Annotated in this window: 21 protein-coding genes and 1 pseudogene; all 22 read right to left on the bottom strand. The window is 37.0% G+C overall.

Going from position 1 to position 21,376, the window contains the following annotated elements; translation table 11 throughout:
• Nucleotides 1-176 precede the first annotated feature (176 nt).
• Complete coding sequence (locus RSTT_RS06605; protein ID WP_231941950.1) at nt 177-323, bottom strand: DNA methyltransferase; 147 nt, start codon at nt 321-323, stop codon at nt 177-179.
• A gap of 94 nt (nt 324-417) precedes the next feature.
• A complete protein-coding gene (locus tag RSTT_RS06705) occupies nt 418-537 on the bottom strand; it encodes a site-specific DNA-methyltransferase (RefSeq protein WP_231941951.1) in 120 nt (39 codons plus the stop codon).
• Nucleotides 538-541: 4 nt separating this feature from the next.
• Complete coding sequence (locus RSTT_RS05595; RefSeq protein ID WP_096525968.1) at nt 542-1,093, bottom strand: hypothetical protein; 552 nt, start codon at nt 1,091-1,093, stop codon at nt 542-544.
• A 525-nt stretch (nt 1,094-1,618) separates the two neighbouring features.
• Nucleotides 1,619-2,845: an orotate phosphoribosyltransferase gene (gene pyrE / locus RSTT_RS05600; RefSeq protein WP_096525969.1), complete on the bottom strand. Its 1,227-nt coding sequence runs from the start codon at nt 2,843-2,845 to the stop codon at nt 1,619-1,621.
• Between the two features lie 2 nt (nt 2,846-2,847).
• Nucleotides 2,848-3,492, bottom strand: a complete 645-nt coding sequence (gene pyrF, locus RSTT_RS05605; protein WP_015423746.1) for an orotidine-5'-phosphate decarboxylase — start codon at nt 3,490-3,492, stop codon at nt 2,848-2,850.
• Nucleotides 3,493-3,644: 152 nt separating this feature from the next.
• Nucleotides 3,645-4,565 (bottom strand): dihydroorotate dehydrogenase, encoded by a 921-nt coding sequence (locus RSTT_RS05610; RefSeq protein WP_096525970.1) that lies wholly within the window; start codon nt 4,563-4,565, stop codon nt 3,645-3,647.
• A complete protein-coding gene (locus RSTT_RS07210; protein WP_371828468.1) occupies nt 4,562-4,708 on the bottom strand; it encodes a hypothetical protein in 147 nt (48 codons plus the stop codon). Before RSTT_RS07210 ends, RSTT_RS05610 begins: the two co-directional genes overlap by 4 nt.
• Nucleotides 4,709-4,736: 28 nt before the next feature.
• Nucleotides 4,737-5,363 (bottom strand): type II restriction enzyme, encoded by a 627-nt coding sequence (locus tag RSTT_RS05615; protein WP_197702001.1) that lies wholly within the window; start codon nt 5,361-5,363, stop codon nt 4,737-4,739.
• A 139-nt stretch (nt 5,364-5,502) separates the two neighbouring features.
• Nucleotides 5,503-6,284: pseudogene (locus tag RSTT_RS07015) on the bottom strand (DNA-methyltransferase); the annotation flags it as partial.
• 193 nt (nt 6,285-6,477) lie between these two features.
• Nucleotides 6,478-7,353 (bottom strand): dihydroorotate dehydrogenase electron transfer subunit, encoded by an 876-nt coding sequence (locus RSTT_RS05625; RefSeq protein WP_096525971.1) that lies wholly within the window; start codon nt 7,351-7,353, stop codon nt 6,478-6,480.
• 243 nt (nt 7,354-7,596) lie between these two features.
• Nucleotides 7,597-8,865 carry a dihydroorotase gene (locus RSTT_RS05630; RefSeq protein WP_096525972.1) on the bottom strand — a complete coding sequence of 423 codons (1,269 nt, stop codon included), beginning with the start codon at nt 8,863-8,865 and terminating at the stop codon, nt 7,597-7,599.
• The gene (locus tag RSTT_RS05635; RefSeq protein ID WP_015423752.1) at nt 8,849-9,787 is read right to left on the bottom strand and encodes an aspartate carbamoyltransferase catalytic subunit; all 939 of its coding nucleotides are present in this window, start codon (nt 9,785-9,787) and stop codon (nt 8,849-8,851) included. The genes RSTT_RS05630 and RSTT_RS05635 overlap by 17 nt, the downstream gene beginning before the upstream one ends.
• 22 nt (nt 9,788-9,809) lie before the next feature.
• Complete coding sequence (gene pyrR / locus RSTT_RS05640) at nt 9,810-10,343, bottom strand: bifunctional pyr operon transcriptional regulator/uracil phosphoribosyltransferase PyrR (protein ID WP_096525973.1); 534 nt, start codon at nt 10,341-10,343, stop codon at nt 9,810-9,812.
• 1 nt (nt 10,344) lies between these two features.
• On the bottom strand, nt 10,345-10,878 hold the full coding sequence (gene purE, locus RSTT_RS05645) for a 5-(carboxyamino)imidazole ribonucleotide mutase (protein WP_096525974.1): 534 nt from the start codon (nt 10,876-10,878) through the stop codon (nt 10,345-10,347).
• The gene (gene purD, locus RSTT_RS05650) at nt 10,862-12,142 is read right to left on the bottom strand and encodes a phosphoribosylamine--glycine ligase (protein ID WP_096525975.1); all 1,281 of its coding nucleotides are present in this window, start codon (nt 12,140-12,142) and stop codon (nt 10,862-10,864) included. The genes purE and purD overlap by 17 nt, the downstream gene beginning before the upstream one ends.
• 711 nt (nt 12,143-12,853) lie before the next feature.
• On the bottom strand, nt 12,854-13,003 hold the full coding sequence (locus RSTT_RS06295) for a hypothetical protein (protein ID WP_172412894.1): 150 nt from the start codon (nt 13,001-13,003) through the stop codon (nt 12,854-12,856).
• Nucleotides 13,004-14,711: 1,708 nt separating this feature from the next.
• Entirely contained in the window at nt 14,712-15,497 is a 786-nt protein-coding gene (gene purQ, locus RSTT_RS05665; RefSeq protein ID WP_096525978.1) for a phosphoribosylformylglycinamidine synthase I, read from the bottom strand.
• Nucleotides 15,498-15,617: 120 nt separating this feature from the next.
• The gene (gene purL / locus RSTT_RS05670) at nt 15,618-18,047 is read right to left on the bottom strand and encodes a phosphoribosylformylglycinamidine synthase subunit PurL (protein WP_096525979.1); all 2,430 of its coding nucleotides are present in this window, start codon (nt 18,045-18,047) and stop codon (nt 15,618-15,620) included.
• On the bottom strand, nt 18,048-18,584 hold the full coding sequence (locus RSTT_RS05675) for a phosphoribosylformylglycinamidine synthase subunit PurS (protein WP_096525980.1): 537 nt from the start codon (nt 18,582-18,584) through the stop codon (nt 18,048-18,050).
• A complete protein-coding gene (locus RSTT_RS05680; RefSeq protein ID WP_096525981.1) occupies nt 18,584-19,462 on the bottom strand; it encodes a phosphoribosylaminoimidazolesuccinocarboxamide synthase in 879 nt (292 codons plus the stop codon). The genes RSTT_RS05675 and RSTT_RS05680 overlap by 1 nt, the downstream gene beginning before the upstream one ends.
• A gap of 253 nt (nt 19,463-19,715) precedes the next feature.
• On the bottom strand, nt 19,716-20,003 hold the full coding sequence (locus tag RSTT_RS05685) for a hypothetical protein (protein WP_096525982.1): 288 nt from the start codon (nt 20,001-20,003) through the stop codon (nt 19,716-19,718).
• A 477-nt stretch (nt 20,004-20,480) separates the two neighbouring features.
• A complete protein-coding gene (locus tag RSTT_RS05695) occupies nt 20,481-20,786 on the bottom strand; it encodes a hypothetical protein (protein ID WP_015423760.1) in 306 nt (101 codons plus the stop codon).
• Nucleotides 20,787-21,376: the final 590 nt, after the last annotated feature.

A 21,376-nucleotide genomic window follows, 5' to 3' on the forward strand; every position in this document is an offset into this window, starting at 1 on the left:
GACAGCTTTTGACTTATTCCTTAAAATTATCGTCAGTTTATCAATACCTGCATTCTCGTCGGAATATAAAAATACTGTTTTATATCATTTCAATCCTTATCCATCAGCGTAATTATCTCGCCTAAATAGAAACTTACCCAAGAACTGCCGATTTTAGAATTAGATTCAACACTATATTAGCTTGGCTTGTTTTTTGCTATATCCACATAATTATCGTCAATATCAAAACCTATATAACGTCTGCCTAATTTCTTCGCGGCAATAGCCGCTGTTCCTGTTCCTACAAAAGGATATAAAACAATATTATTTTCGTCTGTCGCCATTAAAATAAGTCTCTCAAGTAAATGGACAGGCAGTTGACAAGGATGGGGGTATCCCCTTCCTGTACTTATTGTGTTTTAGTCTATGAATGTCAGTTCACACATCAGAAACCAGCGGACCATAAGGATGTAAAAATATTGAACCTGTGGATTTTGTAACTCTTGCCAACTCTAAAATCCACATTTTACACCAATCAAGATATTCCCAATCTTTCAAATGATCATTCCACACGCTTAGCATAGTCGTAGTTTTTGGGCACACAAATAGGAGAACGTCGTCCATATAATCCGTTCAGTTCATCATAATAATGTTTTTGTTGAACATATCCTGCCGACAGTACGTTTAATTCGGGTGTCTGGTAATCAGAAATTATTTCGGATTTATTTATTACCCCCCCCCCCCCCGCGATAAAACAATACATTTCCCCGTCTTTCTCAAAACAATCCCAGCCGTCCACTCTCTTTACATAATAGTAGTGGTCTTTGGAGACGCAGCAAGGGTTAATTTTTCCGTCCAATCCGCTCAATTGGTCATATACACCGTCTTCGGCGCACTCGAAGCTTTTGTCATCGTAGTCAAAATATGTTATTTCCGGCAAACCCAATTTACTTTTAATTCTTCCCAAAAGCTTGTCCTTGTTATGGGACGTGCCTCTGTCTTGATAATTATGCTTCTTTTTAAGTTTTGCCGACAAACGCTCAACGACTTCTTCTTTATCTGTTATTTCTTTGTACCCATGTTTTTCTTTCCATCTTAAGCTCCCTAGTTTCAAAACTTAACGAATCTGATACTTCCGTCCTTGTCAAAAATCCTTCTCTTGCAAGGTTTTCATAAATTTCAGGTTTTTCAGTTTTGAGTTTTTTGCTGTCAAATTTTAAGTACGAAATATCTGCCGTATTTTTTTCTCAAGTTAAAAGGAGTATCTGCAAACGTCATATCGACGATCCTGTCAGACAATCTCTTCAATAGTTCTATACAATTACCTGCAGTGAACAGTATTAATATATTAGTGAAATCTATCAAAAAAAGAACTTATTCTATCTCCACTTCTTTTTTCAGATAGGAACTACAAAAAATATGACACTGCAATTACAAAAATTGTCTAAATCGACGTCATCATCAAAAGCAACACTGCCAAAGCAACCAAACCAGCTACCATATATAGATGCAGCAAGCGATATATGCGGTTTTATATATGCTGAATACAAACTTTTTTAAAATATTTTAAATTAAAACCAGCAAATAAAAGAACCGGCACCATCCGCAGAATCATCCGTTCGTGCCATATTTTTAAACGTTATTTTCTGCTGCCGGGTTTCACCGCGTTGCTGCCTGCCTTACACATTGGACATTCATCTTCTTTAAAACTTTTCACCTCAAGACTTAAAAGAGAAAACCTCGGAACTCCAAAATCAACTTTTCCTGCGCTTCTGTCAACAAGAGACACAACGGCAACCAACGCTTCGGCTCCAGCGGATTTAAGAGAATCTATGGCTTCTTTCGTTGAAAGACCCGTTGTTATAACATCTTCAACTACCAAAACTTTCTCATTTTTATCTACAAAAAAACCTCTTCTCAAGCTGACCTTACTATCAATTCTCTCGGTAAATATTGCCCGCACGCCTAAAGCCCTGCCCATTTCGTGTCCTATAATAACGCCGCCCAACGCGGGAGATACAACAACATCAACTTTTATATTATTTTCTTTAATTTTCTTTGCAAGTTCTTCAGCAAGTCGAACGGCTTCTTTAGGATACTGCAAAATCAAAGCAGCCTGAAAATACATATCCGAATGAAGTCCGCTTGAAAGCTTAAAATGCCCGTTTAAAAGAGCTCTGTTTTTTTTGAACAGTTTTCTAAGTTCTTCTTGTCGCTGTCGCATTTTTTTACCTCCCTCAACAGACTTTTCCCCCCCAAATACGTTTTTTGATCCCAAAAATATCAGAACAATTCCCATCATGATATTCAGTATCTTAACAACGATATCTGGCAAAATCGCACCTGCAAACTTGCCGATAATAATTATAATAATCATAAATATAGGCGTTGTCAGCAAAAAACCAAATCCAAAAATACTTGCATCTTTCAAATCCATATCGCGTTTGCTCATTTCAAGCGAAAAAATTCCAGCAATAAACACGATGGTAATAGGATTTGCCGTATTCAATCCGAACAGCCAAATAAACAAATCATGTCCCCCAAAAGTATCGGAATTAACAGCATTTCCCGTTGTTGCGAACAATACTCCAAATACAATTAATATAATACCGACAATAATATCCAAAATCCGCTGGTATTGTTGTATTTTCTTCATAGCGGATACTGAAAGAACAGCTAAAAAAGTGTATATAAGGTCTGAAAGCGTTATACCCACGACACCCATAAGCAGTTTACTGACCGGCAAAGACAGCGACAGTCGAAAAACCAGCATACAAATAGGACCTATACTGCCTATCTGCAGCAAAAATCCTATTTTCAATCCTTCAAGTAATAACCTATTTGTTTTTCCTATTGAATATTTCATATTTAATCTTTCATTATACTCCCATAAATACTTTTTGCAGCTTCAGCAGGATTTACAGCTTCTAGTATTGGTCTTCCTACAACTATAAAATCCGCGCCTTCTTTAACTGCAGCTTCCGGAGTCGACACTCTTTTTTGATCATCGTCAGTCTTTGCGAGTCTGATACCTGGAGTTACAACGTTAAATTCTTTTCCGCACTCTTTTTTTATAAGCCCTATTTCAAGCGGCGACGATATTACGCCGTCAATCCCACAGGTTTTTGCGAGTTTTGCTCTTTTTATAACTTCCTGCGGAACCGTAATTTGACTTGTTAAAACCGTTACCGCCCATATTCTGGGTCTGTTTTCGACGGATGTGGCAGCCTTAAGCATTTCTTCCCCACCTGTCGAATGAACAGTCAGACTAAAAACACCGAGTTCTTTCGCAGATTCAATAGAACGTTTTACGGTAGCGGGTATATCGTGAAACTTTAAATCCAAAAACACCTCTTTTCCACTGTCTTTTATCATCTTTACTACCTCTCTGCCGAACCTTAAAAACAACATCGGACCCACTTTATAAACGTCGACGTAAGAAGACGTTTCTCTTATAAGTTTTTCAGCTTTTTTAAAATCGCAAACGTCTAATGCTAAAATAATTTTATTCATTCATCTCCCCCAGTATAACTCAGATGCAATAAACAAGCCAGCAGCTACTACTAAAAACAAAACTTTGAAAATCCATTATCTTTTTTAGATTTTTCAAAGTTTCGCGGCAAAGCCTCTCCGCTTTTCATAGTAACAGACTGCAATAAAAATCATCAGGCATTTCTAACTTTGTTGATACTGCCGATTATTTTTTTTACGGATTTTATATTTTTTTCTTTCAATATATCCTCAATTCCATCAATAATTGCTATTAAGTTCCCGGGGGAAACTAAACTTGAACTTCCAACACTGACAGCCGCCGCTCCGGCAAGAATAAATTCAACGGCATCCTCCCCCATCATTATACCGCCGCAGCCTATAATAGGTATTTTTATGTCCTGATAAGCATCATACACACATCGTACCGACATAGGTTTTATGCAGGCACCCGACATCCCACCTTTTACTGTGGAAAGTTTAGGTTTAAAAGTACGGATATCTACCGCCATAGCCGGATAAGTATTTGTAAGCGTTACTCCGTCAGCACCTGCATTCTGTGCCGTTAACGCAAGTTCAGAAATATCAGTTACTAGCGGAGAAAGTTTCGCAATAACGGGAACTCTCGATACTTTTTTTACGCCTCTTATAACATCCCGCATCAAAGGCAAATCATGGCAGACTATCTTCTTTTTCAAATTGGGACAAGACAAATTAAGTTCTATTGCCGATACGCCGTTTTGGCTGCTCAATATTTTTACTGTCTCGACATATTCGCCCACTGCAGCTCCTGCAACACTTACTATTACAGGCACACCGATTTTGTTTAATTTTTCAAGAGGTTCTTCAATAAAAGCTCTAACGCCGATATTCTGCAAGCCTATGCTATTTAATATTCCGGATGCAACTTCGGCAATCCTCGGCTGCAAATTCCCCGCACGCGGTTCCAGAGTAACAGTTTTTGTCACAACCCCACCGAGTCTTTTTAAAGGAATTAAATCTGCAAGTTCATAACCGTAGCCAAAAGTACCCGATGCCGTAAGTACGGGATTTTTCAATTTAATTCCTGCAAAATTTACACTTAAATCTGGTATCATTCTATTCCGCTATCTTCCACTATCTTAAAACTTTCAGAACGAATAAGTTTAATACTGTTATAATCATCCGGATTTATAAATTCAAACTGCCATATTGAATAAGTATTGCTACTTATCGCCTTTTCAAAAAATAATATGACTATTTTCTTGTTTGTTGTTTTCTGCCATTGCCTATAGGGGGGGGGGGTAAAACAACTGTCGGATAATTATATTTGCAGCTTCAAAAGATTTTGCCTCAATCAAAACTACTTGTCCCTTCCCCTCATAACCAGCATCGACTTCTGTCTGGACACTTTTTACATTTATTTTTTGTTTGTTGATAGTAAAACTAAAAGAAGGAGTATACTTTCTGCCTCTTATAGTTAAAACCAATGAATTATCGTTCATAAAAGTACGGATTAAACTGCTTGCATAAGCGTAGTCTAAATGTTGCATTTCCGAATTGCCTATTTTAGATGCATCTAAAATAAAATCAAGTTTAGATGAATATATTTTGGTTCCCATATTGATTTTAGGAATATCAACATATCCCTCGCCTTTTATTATGTTGTAACAACCGTTTTTTACTGGCAGCAAAAACAAGTTATTACTAATAAAAATATCAGGACGCTTTTCTCTTGTATCCTGTTTGCATAAAATACGAACTTCTCTTTCACTTGTTTTTTTAAATTTTTGACACGATTTTTTTATCTGATCCGCATTCAGAATAAAAGGTGATTTGTTAAAGGCATGCTCAAGTATTTTCCAATCTTCACAAATTTTTAACCAAGCTCTGTTACAGGACTCGCTACGAGACATTATTTTTTACCTTTTTTGAATTCTTTTTCTGCGAAGTTCTTTTCCTACTTACATATTTTGCTTTGGGTTCAAGCAAAAAAGGTTGCACAGAACTACAATTTATTTTATCAGTTTCTGCAGCGCCTATTTTATATTCATTTAAATTTTCAAATCTTTTTACGGATAACTCCAAGTATCGCTTTTCCTTATCTATGCCGATAAACATCCTGCCGTTTGTTACTGCCGCAATTCCTGTAGTTGAACTCCCTGTAAAAGGATCTAATATAATGTCACCTGCTTCCGTACTTGCAAGAACAATTCTTTTAAGCAGATCTAACGGTTTCTGAGTAGGGTGCTTCCCAAATATTTTTTCGGAAGGGTTAGGAGTTCCTATAGACCATACGCTTCTCATCTGTGACCCGTCTTTTTTAAGCAGATCTTCTTTCCATTGTCCCTTTTTCATCAAATCATAATTAAATATATGTCTACTTTTTTTTCTTTTCTCGACCAAATTATTGTTTCATGACTTGCGGTAAAAAAACGACAGCTTAAATTCGGCGCTGCATTTGGTTTAAACCAAATTATATCGTTTAAAAAGTGATACCCGTTAATTTCCAAAGCAACACCGCATTGATAAATGGAATGATATGTACCGCTTACCCAAATTGTACCGTTAGGTTTTAAGACTCTTTTACACGCTTTTAGCCATGCAATATGAAATTCTAAATTTTTCTCTGTTCCACCGCCTAAATCCCAATCTCCTTTTTTCACACTTACCCTCTTTCCCGCATAACATGTAAAAGAACCGTTTGATAAAAAATAAGGAGGATCCGCAAATATCATATTTACAGAATCTATAGGCAGTAATTTTAAAATTTCAATACAATCTCCATTATATAGCGTAAATTTTTTTTTTGAATAATATTTTCTAGTTGCAGTCATTACAATTCAACTTTTAATTTTCTGCCTCACTTACGGTAAAAAATTTCCTTTTTTTCTTCTATAAGTTTATCTCTCTGAAGTTCCTACATGCCGTCAATCAAGCAATAAACAATATAACTGCTTAAATTCATAATAAACCTATTGAAGCGCATTCGTAGAGCATCATAAATTTACCATTTTTAATCCCAGTATTTCATAATTCTACATCTTTTATTTCAAAAACCGGGCCATCCTTACAAGTCAATTTATTCTCCCCGTTTATTTTTACGGCACAGCCTTGACAATTCCCTATACCACACGCCATCTTTTTCTCAAGACAGACAAAACCTTTTACATTTTTTTCTTTAGCAATCTGCAAAACCTTCTTAAGCATAGGAACAGGTCCGCATGCAAACAACGTATCGACATCTTTTAAATTCTCTGACAGAACGTCGGTAATATAACCTTTATATCCTTTTGAACCATCTTCCGTAGAAACAACGATCTTCCAACCCATTTTTTCAAATTTATCAAGACACAACAAATCTTTTTTTGAACGCACGCCGTAATAGAGAATACCTTTTCTACTCAATTTAGTGGCAAGAAAGTGAACTGACGCTATTCCTGTACCACCGGCAACGATGACAGGATTAAAATCTATATCTCCAGACTTTTGATATGACTTTTTTCCGTAAGAGTCGAAAGAAGCGCGGGACAAAAACTTTGAGGAGGCATTCGAAGTTAAACCGTACCCTCTGCCCAGAGGACCTAGCATTTTAATCTCATCACAACCGTCTTTCCCCTCTCCTCTGCGGGAGATAACCCTACCGGAGGAGCGTCCCATTTCAGACAAAATTTTTGTGCCTTTGCCAACAACACTATATAAAAAACTTATAGTACCTTTTTCAACGCAATGAATACTAATAGGGCGACGCAAAAAAACTTCCAGAATGTCAATCATAAAAAACTGTCCCGGATAACAATATTTAGAAATAGCATCCGCTTTAACTTTCAATTCAAAATAACCGGCACAGATTTCTTTATTGGAAATTATTTTATAACTTTTATCGAATCTTTTTGACGTACACATATACCCTCATCTCTATTCTTTCTTTCAAGCGAAAGGGAATAAAAGAGCGAAGAAAAACAACAATATAAAAACACTCAATATTTTAAATCAAGCTAATAAATAAAGTACGGACTTTTTGTTTTTGAAACGACACCTGCATAATCAAAAGTGTAAATTAGGAAGCGTATAAGCCTAATCATACAGGACACAATCATAAGTGGGGCAATATCCGCTTACGTTTAAATACAAAAAAAGACAATGCTTTTAAACCTGCCAAACTATATTTCCCCCCACTATAGTCATAACCGCACCACCTTTAAATTTTCTTCCAATAAAAGGAGAGTTCTTACTTTTTGAAACTATATTTTCTTTTTTAAACTCATAAGAATATTTCATATCTATTATCGTAATATCGGCAATATTTCCTTCTTTAAGAGTGCCTCTTCCCTCAAGGTTAAAAATCTTTGCAGGGTTTGAAGTCATTTTTGACAACGCTTTAGAAAGACTTAAAACACCGCTATCAACAAGTTCATTTAAAATAAGACTTAAAATTGTTTCAAAACCTATAATCCCAAATGGAGCCAGATCAAACTCTCTGTTTTTTTCTTCTTCCATGTGCGGAGCATGGTCTGTAGCTATGCAATCTATCGTACCGTCTGCAAGACCTTGTTTTATGGCATCTACATCCTCCTGTCTTCTCAAAGGAGGATTCATTTTTGTATTAGTATTATAACCTTTTACGATATCATCAGTTAAAGTAAAATAATGCGGACAAGTTTCCGCAGTAACTTTTATACTCTTTTTCTTTGCCTGCCTTATCAGTTCAACTGAACCCGCGGTGGAAACGTGCGCAATATGAAGATAACCTCCCGTGAGATCCGCGAGCATTATATCGCGGCTTATTATAACTTCTTCAGCCTGTTTTGGAATACCTCTTAAACCCAGCATCATAGAATTTTTCCCTTCGTTCATTACGCCGTTTTTACTTAACTCTTTATCCTCGCCATGCGAAATAACGGGAAGTTTAAACATTTTTGTATATTCCAAAGTTCGACGCATTATCTGCGAATTCGCTATCGGAAGACCATCGTCGCTTACCGCAACAATACCCGCTTTTTTAAGAACTCCTATTTCAGAAATCTCCACACCATGCGATCCTTTAGTAGCGCATCCTATCGGGAAAACATTTACGAGTCCCTCTTTTTGAGCCTTAAGAAGAACAAACTCGACTGTCGGGGCGTTATCAATAACAGGTTTGGTATTTGGCATGCAGAAAACAGTTGTTATCCCACCTTTTGCAGCAGAACGCGTCCCTGTATAAATAGTCTCTTTTCTTTCCTCGCCGGGTTCTCTAAGATGAGAATGAATATCAATAAGTCCCGGAACGGCAATTTTTCCTCTACCATCAACAACTTTATCGGCATCACCTAAAAATTTTGATACGATTCTGCCGTTTTCAACAAAAATATCTCCGATTAAATCTCTATTCTGTAATGGATCGATTATTTTAATATCTTTAATCTGAAGACGCATTTTTCCTCTTGGGCTTTAAAAGACATAAAACCGCCATTCTCACTGCTATTCCGTTTGTAACCTGCTCGTTAATTACGGCATTAGGACTGTCCGCAACATCGGAAGATATTTCTATCCCCCTGTTCATAGGGCCGGGATGCATAATTAAAACACCAGGTTTTGCCATAGCAAGCCTTTCTTCTGTCACCTGATAAAGCTCTACATACTCATGAACTGATGGAAATAAATTTTCCTGTTGTCGTTCAAGCTGTATTCTTAAAATATTTACAACATCGACTTTTTTAATAGCCTCATTTAAATCGTAATAAACTTTTACGCCTAAATCCTCAATATTTGACGGAATCAAAGTTGGCGGACCTACAACTGCAATTTCCGCCCCCATTTTTATCAGCGCCCAAATATTTGATTTTGCCACTCTTGAGTGTAGAATATCGCCTACGAGCAATACTTTTAATCCCTCAATTTTTTTCTTCTTTTCATACATAGTATATAAATCAAGAAGACCTTGTGTAGGATGTTCGTGAAAGCCGTCACCTGCATTTATTATAGATGCATTGAGATTTCTTGCAAGTATATCTGGCGCTCCCGCCAGAGAATGTCTGATGATCAGGTAATCCGCTTTCATTGCTTCAAGAGTTTTGCCAGTATCTATAAGACTTTCACCTTTAACAATACTTGAGGTATTCACCGTAACGTTTACAACATCGGCAGAAAGTCTCTTTGCGGCAATTTCAAATGAGTTCCTTGTGCGGGTGGAAGGTTCATAAAAAAGCGTTACTACAGTTTTACCGACTAATGTCGGAACTTTTTTAACAGATCTTGTAAAAAGACTTTTAAAAGGTCCTACTGAATCCAAAATTGTTTGCAAGTCTTTTTTGCCTAAATGTTCAAGACCAAGCAGGTCTTTACAGTTAAGAGACATTCTCTATTCCTCTGTAATACCGTTACTTTATAAATGTAACTCTATCCACCCCATCTGTTTCTTTACATTCAACTTTTATTAATTCTTCGCTCTGATACCTTATTCCTATATATTTTGCTTCTATGGGAAGTTCCCGAAATCCTCTATCTATCAAAACCGCAAGTTGAATAGATTTAGGTCTACCGAAATCCATTAAAACGTCTAAAGCCGCTCGCACTGTTCTTCCGGTATAAAGGACATCGTCAATCAAAATTATATTTTTCCGACTAGTGTCAAAAGGTATAACGGTATCTTTTATACCAGGTATTTTTGAACCGAGATCATCAAGATCGTCTCTGTAAAGCGTAATATCCAAAGTTCCAAAAGGAATTAGAGATCTACCGATTCCTGCAAGTTTTGCAATTTCAGCGAGAATTCTTTTCGCCAGGAATACGCCTTTATTTTGTATTCCTATAATTGCAACTTCGCGAATATTTTTATTGTTATCAGAAATTTCCCTTGAAATTTTACTAACCGCACTCTGAAAAGACTTAGAATCGAGTATAATGTCCGACATTTTATTTCTTTAACCTTTCAATATATTTCTCTATTCCGTTTTCACGGAGTTTTAAATCTTCACTAACAACTGCATTTGACATTTTATTCCTGTAAACCCTAAGCTTTTCTCTCAAGTTCTCATTGGCAACAGCTATAATCTGAACAGCTAAAAGTGCGGCATTCACGGCTCCTGCACTGCCCAGCGCAACTGTTGCGACAGGCACGCCTTTAGGCATTTGAACTATTGAAAACAAAGAGTCGAAGCTTGAAAGATTTCTGCCATCTACCGGAACACCTATTACAGGAAGAACGGTTTCAGAGGCAATGACTCCGGGAAGTGCCGCAGCCATTCCCGCGGCAGCTATAAAAACTTTTACACCTGAATTTTCAGCTTCTTGAATGCACTGCTTTAAATACTTGGAAGCCCTGTGAGCCGAAGCAATATTCAAACTGTAAAACAAGCCAAACTCTTTCAGTGTCTTGACAGTTTCATTCATCATTGGCAAATCCGATTCCGAACCTACTATAATTGCTACATCAATTTTGTTCGCCATTTAAAGCTCTCCAAGCTATATCTTTTCTATAATGCATATTTTTAAAAGATACCAACTTAACATTTGAATATACTTTATCTATCGTGCTTTTCACATCATCTGCTGTTGAAGTAATTCCCAAAACCCTGCCACCGGAAGTAACAAGTCTGCCGCTTTTAAGTTCTGTTCCGGCATGAAACACTATTGTATTTTTATCATTAATACTTTCGAGACCCTCGATTTCAAAACCTTTTTCAAAACTTCCGGGATACCCGCCTGAAGCAAGCACTACGCATACTGAAAATTCTTTTTTCCAGTTGATTTTTATGTTTAAAAGTTCTTTATTTAAAATCGCGCTGCAAATATCAGTCAAATCCGTATCGAGCAAAGGCAAAACCGCCTGCGTTTCCGGATCGCCGAAACGACAATTAAACTCTAAAACATACGGAGAAGAACCGTTCATAACTATGCCGATATATAAAACGCCTTTATAATCAAGTTTCTCAGCTTTTATGCCATTAACAACTTTGCGAATTATGTCATCAACTTGTTCATTTAGCTCATCTGTCGCTGAAGGAGCAGGCGCATACGCGCCCATACCACCTGTATTAGGACCTTTATCATTATCGTTTATTCTCTTATGATCCTGCGAAGCAGGCATAACCGAATAAGATACACCATCGGTAAATATCAGATATGAAAGCTCGGGGCCGTCTATATACTCTTCTATAATTACATTTGTCCCGGCATCGCCTAAAACTTTATTTTTCATCATTTGTTTAACAGCATTCCGGGCATCTTCCCTACCGTTACATATATAAACACCTTTCCCGGCAGCAAGTCCGTCAGCTTTAACTACAGCTTTTCTATCTTCTTCCCAGCTTTCCAAAAATTTCAGCGCATCATCAACGTCTATAAAACTTTTGTACTGCGCTGTAGAAATACCGTACTTTTGCATAAATTTTTTTGAATATACCTTGCTTGCCTCAAGCCGGGCTGCATCCTTTGACGGTCCGATTATTTTTAAGCTTTCAGCTTCAAAGTAATCAACTATACCCAAAGACAGAGGAACTTCAGGACCGACAAATGTAAAGTCTATTTTATTTTTTCTGACAAAATCGGTAAGTTGATCAAAATCACTTGCTGAAATATCAACGTTCTCCGTGATTCGAGACGTCCCACCGTTGCCAGGGGCACAATATATCTTGTCTATTTTGGGGCTTTTTGAAAACTGAATGCATATTGCATGCTCCCTTCCGCCGGACCCTATAACCAATACTTTCATTTAATCTCCGAATTAAAAACTTTCTCTGCCAGATTTGAATTAATATACCTGCAAAAAAAAATTTCATTTCTAAAATAAACGCAATTATCTCGTCTTCACGATTCTGCTCAACATTCCGCCACATCTTAATTTCCAGTTTTAGTCAGACCGATTTCAACCGCATATTTGCCACTTTTTTATTCACTGTCATATTTGGCAGAATTCCCGCAACAGGAATAACTTTACGACAGAATTTTCCTTTTTACCCAAACAGAAAAACCTGTCGTCATTTCCCATTACGCAAAATTTTACGCCACCGACGAATCGAATCTAGTTGATTTTAATTTTACAAAATAATAAGATTATTGGCAATTTTTTCAAGAAGCGGCATAAGATAGGACTGTTTTTGTTAATTTTTATACCATTTATTATTTTGCAACAAAGAAGTTAAAGCTTTATCAAGAGGAAGCAGCTTTTCCTGCATTTGTTTAAGCTCACTAGTGTTTTCGCTAAGCTAAGTTTCTTTAATTATTGAACGATTGTGTTTTACGTAATTGCCGTTTTCAATAAAAATATCCCTGTTCCGTCATTTATTAAAACAAAGGGATTTGCATGTTTATCCAATGCATTTGTTCCAAGCGCCAAAAAAGACTTTTGAATTCCAGCAAGGTGATTATTGTAGGTATCAGATCTACCTGTGAAACAATATAGTCAGTTTTCTGGGGTTTTATTTTAATATTTGGGAACATAAATCACAAAAGGAATTTTAAATCTTTCCTCAATACTGTCATTTCTGAGAAAAGATACTATTCCGACAATGTGATCCGCCATAAAAATAAATATCGTATTGTCAAACCACCCTTCTTTTTTTGCCTTTTTCATAAGATGTTCTAATAGAATAATCCGAATAGCACAAAGCGTTAATATACTTGTTGCAGTTACTGTCTGAAAGATATTGTTCAAAATTTTTTGTCGTAGGGACAAAATCTCCATGAGTAGAACCAGTAAATAAAAAAAGGACGACCCCATCTTCGGCTGTTGTCGGCTCTTTTTCTGCGGCAAAATTAAACAAATCGTAATCATACCCGTACAGCAGATTATGTATATAGTCAATCAAACGCGGTATATTCTCTTTACCGTAACTTTCCTAAATATGCCAGTGTATTCTTAACATTCTCAACAAATTTCTCATCGATGACTGCACAAACATAGTAAAATATCCTCTTTCATTGAATGCTTCAGGATTGACGATATATTATTCAGTCTTTCAATTTGACTCAGTCCCCCCGGCTCAAAAAAGACACAGATAGTCCAAATATGCTTCTCGTTACATTGTCGTAAGAAGCATTGTTAAAAACTATTCCATTTGCGACCATTTCATCAAAGTTCGGAGTAACATCATAGTTTTCACTGCCTAGAGAATCAATATAGCGCGGGGGACAGCTTTTAAGCAGCACTATAAAAAATGGTATAGTTTTTTTCTTTTCCCAAATTTTAATTTTTCGCACTAAAGGATAATTTACGTCAGGGCACAAATTCCCCGTCACTTAAAAGAAATTTCTGGACATTTCCAAGCGCTTTATCTAGAAGATATTTATTTACTGCAGCACCAATTCTTTTATATTTCAAACTGTGAATTTGCGTAAACGTCCCGTTCAAAATGAGCTTACGCTTTTAAGATTTTTTGTCAGCCTGTAGGCATTATCTAAGCTTATAAGTATTCCGCTGAAATTTTCCCTTATGCCCAAAACAACAAAAAAATAACGCAAAAGACGCCTAGAAAAATAATGACGTTTCTTAATAAACCAACAGGCTGCGGATTAAATTTCTTATTTATATATTTGAAAACTTTTACGACTTTAAGCGTGACAACAGAAAAAAATTAAAGCCAAAACCTACTAATATGCCGCAGAGAATATCTTAATAATAAATTTTTTATTTTAAGCACCACAACGAGTTCTTACGTTATGTGTTTATATACCGGCTAACTTCAGGAAAATAAAAAAGTCGCAGCTCAAAATAAGTATCATTAAACAGTCATAAATAAAGCGCAGAATTTAAAAAACTTGGCGGACAGGAATAAATAAAAAAATAATAAAAATTCCCAGAAACATGCTTATAACAAACATAATGAAATAACGAACGAAATAAAGAAAATATTAGTGTGGATGACAAAAAAAATAGAATAATGATATTTTTATTGCAAGCTTTACATCCTGCCGATACTGCATTAAAAAGATTTTTTTTATTTTACTTATATTATAATTATTGAAATAAATATATTGGCAAAAACGATCCGCTTACAATTTGTATAGTTAAACTCCTCTTAAAGGTTTACAGAGTCAGTCCACCGTCTCAGTATTTCGTGTCTATGCGAGTCAAGCCGGTTTGTCGTTTATGTCTCAGGCAGGGATCTTTCTCTGACAAGTCAATCTTAAGACTTTTGAATTCGGTATTCGAGCATCCTGTGCCGGATTGTAAATACTTTTTCATTAACTCTTTTCAAACAACATAAATTTTTATTTGTTAACAATTATAATACAAAATTGCTTTGTCTGCAGCTTTGAGGGCAGAAATATTTTTTTATCCGCTACTTTACAAAATCAACAGCATTTTGGAAAATGACTTTTCCCCACCCGCATCCGCCGTAAAAACTTTCTCCGACAGGATGCTGCAAAGCGAAAATATATCTTTCCGGATGAGGCATAAGTCCGAAAACACTTCCCGACGTATTGCATATTCCAGCTATCTGATCTACAGAACCGTTTGGATCCAAAGGATATTCCGGTTTGCCGCCGTCTTTTGAACAATATCTGAAAACTATCTGATTATTCTTATTTAAACTGTCCAAAAGTTTCCTGCCATCCGGAATAAACTTTCCCTCGCCGTGAGCTACAGGCAGACTGATGATATCAGGCAGATTTTTCGTCCAAATGCAGTTAGATTCATTTTTAATTTTCTTTTCTGTTTTCAAATAAACCCAGCGGCATTCAAACTTGTCCGAGTCATTATAAGAAAGAGTGGAAACTTGTTCAAAAAGTTCTGTGTCGGGAAGCAACCCCATTTTGACCAAAACCTGAAAACCGTTGCATATTCCAATAATAGGTCTGCCGCTTAGAGCAAACTTCTTAATTCTATCGCCGAGTTTGTTCTTGACTTCATTTGCCAATATTTTGCCAGATGCTATGTCGTCGCCATAAGAAAATCCGCCGGGAAAAGCCAGAATATCATACTCAAAAATTTCATTTTTTTTTTCAATAAGAGCGTTAATATGTATGCGTTCCGCAACAGCTCCGGACAATTCAAAAGCAACCTGTGTCTCGCAGTCGCAATTTGTCCCTGCAGTTCTTAAAATTAATGCTTTGACTTTTTTCATATTTTATCCCGATATAAAATTCAATCTTTTTAATAAAGGATCATATTCCTCGATAGATAATCGTAAACAGTCTAAATCGCGGGACAGACACGCGCCGCCACATGGATAACGGCAAAAAAATCACCAGTTGATAGTACTGCGCCAATAGTTCAAAAGAACTTTCGAATCTTCTTGTATTTTTATTTTATTTTTTTCACTTTCAAAAACTATCTTTTTATCGCTGTTTACGCAACCAATTTCGGCAAAAACTGCCTCTTCTAAAACTTCTCCTAATCGGGCTTCGTTCTCGGGTTTTACTTCGACAACAAACCTACCGTTAGATTCCGAAAACAATATTTCAGCTACAGTCAGTTCTGTTCCCTGCGGCTTTATTTTTCCCGTTTTGACGGCATCTATATCTATTTTTACACCCTTTCCCGCTGCAAAAGCCATTTCGCTTATTGCAACCGCAAGTCCGCCTTCGGAACAGTCATGGCAGGCTTCTATTAAATTTTCATTTGCCGCCCGGTAAATTTTTTTCATAATGTCTTTAGATTCTTCCGGATACACGTCAGGCACTATACCGTCTTTAATATTTTTTATTTTAGCAAGCACAGAACCGCCAAGTTCGTTTCTTGTAGTTCCCAAAACAAATACTTTATCTCCATCGCTTTTCAAAGGCATTGTAAAAGTATTTGCGACATTTTCAATAACACCCATTGCAGATATTAAAAGCGCAGGAGGTATTGAATATTTTTTTCCGCCTATGGAATATTCATTGTGCAAACTGTCTTTCCCCGATATAAAAGGAACATCAAAAGATTTTGACATATCATAACAGGCATTTGCCGCCCGTACCAAACTTCCTAAAATCTCCGGCTCGTCAGGATTCCCCCAGCAAAAATTATCCAGCAACGACATTTTTTCAATATCGGCTCCGACGGCAACCGCATTTCTCAAAGCCTCTTCTATTGCAGACGCCGCCATTTTATAAGTATTTATTTTTCCATACAGCGGATTCAAACCGTTAGATAAAACAATACCTTTCTTTGTACCTCTGACAACAGCGTAGGGAAAAATAACAGCTGCATCACCCGGTCCTGACACTTCAACACTATTTCCTTGCAGCGGCTTTATAACAGTCTGCCCTTGCACTTCATGGTCGTACTGTCTTACAATCCATTCTTTAGAACAGACATTCAAATCTGAAAGCAAAGCTTTCAAAGTTTCTGAAATTTCAGAAGAACTCATCTCAACAGGCTTTTGTATTTTTTCTTCTTTTATTTTATAAAGCGCAGGTCTTATAGGTCTGGGAACTCCGTTATGCAGAAACTCCATATCTATGTTCGTCACGACATCGCCGTCATATATAAGAGTAAGTTTCCCATCAGTTGTAAATTCTCCGATAAAAACAGCCTCGACATTTTCCTTTTCAAATATTTCTACGATTTTATTCTTATTTTCCGGAGGAACCGCAAAAACCATTCTCTCCTGTGCTTCCGAAATCCATATTTCCCATGGACAAAGCCCATCGTATTTTAGCAGCACTTTATCGAGATAAACAATAGTGCCCGTTTTCTCGCCGAGTTCCCCTACAGCGCTGGATAAACCTCCGGCACCGCAGTCGGTAACCGACCTGTAAAGATTTAAATCTCTCGCATTAATTAGAGTATCCAAAACCTTTTTCTCAATTATAGGATTGCCTATCTGAACAGCGCTTACGTCAGACTCCTGATCAAGCTGCACAGAAGAAAACGTCGCTCCGTGTATTCCATCTCTGCCCGTTCTTCCTCCAACAACTAAAATCAAGTCGCCGGAATTGACCTTTTTTTCTATTTTATCTTTCGGTATTATTCCCATAGTTCCGCAGTAAACAAGAGGATTTGTCATATAGCCATCGTCAAAACAGACCGTTCCGTTTACGGTAGGAATACCCATTCTATTCCCATAATCCCTGACACCTGACACAACGCCTTTGGCTATTCTTTTAGGATGATGCATTCCTTCTGGCACTTTTGAAGATTCCGTATTCGGATCTCCAAAACAAAATACATCGGTATTAGCCAAAGGTTTCGCCCCAAGACCAACTCCCAAAATATCCCTTATAACACCGCCGATACCCGTCGCAGAACCGCCGTACGGCTCAAGAGCTGACGGATGATTATGCGTCTCAACTTTAAAAGCAACACCGTTTTCAGAATCGAACTCAATAACTCCGGCATTGTCTTTGAAAACAGACAGACACCACTTTTTACTTAATTCAACCGCGGCCTTAAAAATAGTTTCTTTGAGAAGATTATTGTATACTCTTCTTGTTTTCTTACCGTCTTTCTCTTCGGTATATTCTATTATTCCCGTCAGCGTTTTATGCTTGCAGTGCTCACTCCAAGTCTGAGCTACCGTTTCAATTTCAACATCGGTAGGATTTCTTTTAAGTCTTTTAAAATAACTTTGAACCGTTTTCATTTCCTCAAGCGATAGCGAAAGAACATTTTTTCTGCTCAACTCGATCAGCTGTTTATCGGAAAGATTTAAGATTTCAATAATTTTACAATCAGTTGTATATTTCATTTATTGCGCAACATACTCCTGTACCAATGTATTTGCCAACAATTTCGTTGCTATATAATTTAAAACTGTCTGTGAAACTTTACCGTAAAGATAATATTTATGTCCCGTTTTAACTTTAATTTCCTTTTCAATTCCCAAATCTTTTACAGCTTTTATTACGCTTTCGGAAACCGTATCAGTAACGCCTTTTTTGTACCAAACCTCTATGACAAAAAAAGCGGAGTGCGGACAGATCGCGGAATCGGCGCAAGTCGCCGTTTTTGAGCCATCTATGTCAGCGTAGGATTCAGTCTTTAGGGACTCCCCAACGCTCCGCTCTTCATAACGGCAGATATAAGTCTCGGTTATTTTATCACTCAATAACTCCAAAGCTATTGTTCCGGCTTCTATAGACGTTATCCCGCCATCGATGACATACAGCGAAGAATATTCAACTTCTGTTATACCTTCAATGCCGATACCAGAAATGTCGGATAAGACATGTTCTCCGTGTGAATTTTTAAAACCCTTTTTCGTACGAATCTCTATCTCAAACATCAGAAATTCACCCCTGTCAGCTTCTCATATACGCTGATATATTTCTCCATAGTTTTTTCAACAACGTCTTTAGGAAGTTCAGGAGCCGGTGACGATTTATCCCATTTTATGCGTTCAAGATAATCTCTTACATACTGCTTATCTAAACTGTCCTGCGATTTTCCTTCTTCATATTTGCCAGTCTCCCAAAACCTCGACGAATCGGGAGTAAAAATTTCATCTATAAGTATAAGCTGATTGTCGTAAAAACCGAATTCCAGTTTTGTATCCGCAAGTATTATGCCGTTCAAAAAAGAATAGTCGCTTACCTTTTTATATAATTCAAGCGAAATTCTTCGCAAACTTTCAGCAGTATCTTTTCCCACTCTTTCTACCATCTCTTCAAAAGAAATGTTTTCGTCATGCTTCCCGCCCTCCTCTTTGCTTGACGGAGTAAAAACAGACTCCGGCAGTTTTGAAGATTCTTTAAGCCCGACAGGAAGCTTTATGCCACATACGGTTTGAGACTTCTGATATTCTTTCCAGCCCGACCCCGCAAGGTACCCCCTGACAATGCATTCTATATCAACTCTCTTTGCTTTTTTCACTATCATTGACCTGTCGCGCAAATACTCGTACTGTTTAAGCGACAGTGGAAAACTTTCAAAATTTCCGGTAATGATGTGATTTGGAACTATCCCTTGAATAAAATCAAACCAAAACATTGAAAGTTTGTGAAGGACTCTGCCTTTATCCGGAATTATTGTTGGAATAACATAATCAAAAGCCGAAATTCTATCGGAAGCAACAATTAAATAGCTCTTCCCCAAATTATAAACATCTCTAACCTTGCCTTTATGTACTAAGGGAAGACTTATGCTATCTTCTTTATTGCTCATTTTTTAATTTTCCTTTTCTTTTTAAATATTCCATAGAAAAACTAGATTTACTAATTCTGCAATTTTGGAATATTTACGCTTATGCATTTTTCTTCTTTATTTTTAATATATTCAAATTCTTTCATTGTCTGTTTTAATGTACTGCCCGTTTTCTCAATTAAGATATTTTCATCTTCACCTATCTACCTTTTATTTTATCATTTTTTTATCTGCTTTGCTGTCAGAACAAGCGTAATATAAGAAGTTTAGTCTGTTAAACTTTAACGACTGTGTAGCCTATATCGTCGTCTATGAACCTCTTAAACGACTTCAGACCCCGCACCTTCTCGTCCCGCACGGGAATGATTACGTCTATGAGCATCCTGATGTGCAGCAGGAAACTACGTTTATTATTCTGTGCCCAAAATGCCGCCTCCTTTTTTGATTTTTTTTTGGGGGGGGCGGCCGAGGTGCGTGCGCCCCCTGTGTTTTTATTGCCTGCCAGCAATATCCGCTTTAAGCGTATTAATGCTTTTTCAAGATTGGCAACATTTACCATCATTAGACATCCTCTTCTAATTTTGTACTCTTTGGGTCTATTTTTATAGACTCTAAATCGTGCTTATACACGTCCAAAGTATCCCAGTAGACTCTTTTTGGCACCACAAGGCTTGCTAAAGATAGTTATTAAAGATCTAGTAAGCGAGTCAAAGGTTACTTCTTGACAACCATCATATTATATCTTTCTCGTTTGCGGTCTTGTAGATACCAAATGCGTGCCCGATTGCGGCACCTTTCAACTTATTATATTCGGATACAAGGTCGGACTCTTTTCTGTGTGCTTCTAGATAATCTTCGTAGGCGTCCTCCCTGTTAAACTTCCAGTCCTTTGTGTTTGGGAGTGATCGATAAGTATCCAATCATTCTTTAGTCACTGCACGTGCCTTTTCGAGTTCGGCTCTCTTCAGTTTTATCTCTTCTCTGCGCTTCTTTCTAGCCTCTCCTTGATCTGTGGTCATTTTGTCCCCTCTCAACGTTTTTACAAATACGCTATCACCCTTTTCTGATGCGACTTCAGGTGTTTTAAAAGTGTGTGGGTGACCCTTACGGATGACTCGACAGAGTTAATCATAGCTATCATACAGTCAAAGTATGGTTGATGCTTCTTAATCGAGATTTGAATCGCAGTTTCAAGCTCGCCTAAGATATTGTCTACATTTTGCAGAATCTTTATTATTTCTTCCCATAAGCCAAAATCAGGGTACAGTCCTTGTTCTTTCATTTTGTTTACAATTTTAGAGAATTCATAGCCAAACACACCTGCAAACGCTTCTTCGTTAGTCATCGTTTCCTCCTGCTATTTAGTTTCCAAATATCAAACATCTTTACCATTTTCTCTGCATCCTTTGCCAGAGTATCAAATTATATCTTTTGTAAATAGTCTTGAGGGTTGAACTTTTCTATTCCGTGAGTGATTGTTGTGTTTGTCATATTTTTACCAGTCTTAACCTGCATTGCACTAGCCGCAGCCCGTATTGCACATCCGATCCCCATAAGTGTTTCCTTTTTACAGTTGCAACTAGTCAGAGTTGATACAATCAATAGCTGCAATTAACTTTTTCATTTCACTGGCTTCAATTTATTCGATATTTATTTTAAATTTCTGAAAATCCTCTCGGCTTTAGCCTTTCTATATAGTCTCTTAGCTTTTAAATATAATAATTACTCCTTAATTTATTTATCCGCAAAAACAAAAACCAAATGCCGAAACCAACAATGAACACCCTGTATAGACCAGCCCATTTGCCCAAATATCCTTTATTTTCGTCATTACTGTCAACAAAATAACAAATCGAACGAAATAAAAAATATCCTTTATTTTCGTCATTACTGTCAACAAAATAACAAATCGAACGAAATAAAAAAGGAATTAAA

Source organism: Candidatus Endomicrobiellum trichonymphae, from assembly GCF_002355835.1.
GTDB classification, from domain to species: domain Bacteria; phylum Elusimicrobiota; class Endomicrobiia; order Endomicrobiales; family Endomicrobiaceae; genus Endomicrobiellum; species Endomicrobiellum trichonymphae.

Coding starts and splice junctions, on each gene's coding strand:
- RSTT_RS06295 (WP_172412894.1), bottom strand. CDS start 13,003: ATGAAAAAGGCAAAAAAAGAAGGGTGGTTTGACAATACGATATTTATT.
- purL (WP_096525979.1), bottom strand. CDS start 18,047: ATGAAATATACAACTGATTGTAAAATTATTGAAATCTTAAATCTTTCC.
- RSTT_RS05680 (WP_096525981.1), bottom strand. CDS start 19,462: ATGAGCAATAAAGAAGATAGCATAAGTCTTCCCTTAGTACATAAAGGC.
- RSTT_RS05635 (WP_015423752.1), bottom strand. CDS start 9,787: ATGTCTCTTAACTGTAAAGACCTGCTTGGTCTTGAACATTTAGGCAAA.
- purE (WP_096525974.1), bottom strand. CDS start 10,878: ATGGCGAACAAAATTGATGTAGCAATTATAGTAGGTTCGGAATCGGAT.
- RSTT_RS05675 (WP_096525980.1), bottom strand. CDS start 18,584: ATGTTTGAGATAGAGATTCGTACGAAAAAGGGTTTTAAAAATTCACAC.
- RSTT_RS05615 (WP_197702001.1), bottom strand. CDS start 5,363: ATGTCTCGTAGCGAGTCCTGTAACAGAGCTTGGTTAAAAATTTGTGAA.
- pyrE (WP_096525969.1), bottom strand. CDS start 2,845: ATGAAATATTCAATAGGAAAAACAAATAGGTTATTACTTGAAGGATTG.
- RSTT_RS05630 (WP_096525972.1), bottom strand. CDS start 8,865: ATGCGTCTTCAGATTAAAGATATTAAAATAATCGATCCATTACAGAAT.
- RSTT_RS05625 (WP_096525971.1), bottom strand. CDS start 7,353: ATGTGTACGTCAAAAAGATTCGATAAAAGTTATAAAATAATTTCCAAT.
- pyrR (WP_096525973.1), bottom strand. CDS start 10,343: ATGTCGGACATTATACTCGATTCTAAGTCTTTTCAGAGTGCGGTTAGT.
- pyrF (WP_015423746.1), bottom strand. CDS start 3,492: ATGAATAAAATTATTTTAGCATTAGACGTTTGCGATTTTAAAAAAGCT.
- purD (WP_096525975.1), bottom strand. CDS start 12,142: ATGAAAGTATTGGTTATAGGGTCCGGCGGAAGGGAGCATGCAATATGC.
- RSTT_RS05610 (WP_096525970.1), bottom strand. CDS start 4,565: ATGATACCAGATTTAAGTGTAAATTTTGCAGGAATTAAATTGAAAAAT.
- RSTT_RS05685 (WP_096525982.1), bottom strand. CDS start 20,003: ATGATGGTAAATGTTGCCAATCTTGAAAAAGCATTAATACGCTTAAAG.
- RSTT_RS06605 (WP_231941950.1), bottom strand. CDS start 323: ATGGCGACAGACGAAAATAATATTGTTTTATATCCTTTTGTAGGAACA.
- purQ (WP_096525978.1), bottom strand. CDS start 15,497: ATGAAAAAAGTCAAAGCATTAATTTTAAGAACTGCAGGGACAAATTGC.
- RSTT_RS05695 (WP_015423760.1), bottom strand. CDS start 20,786: ATGACTAACGAAGAAGCGTTTGCAGGTGTGTTTGGCTATGAATTCTCT.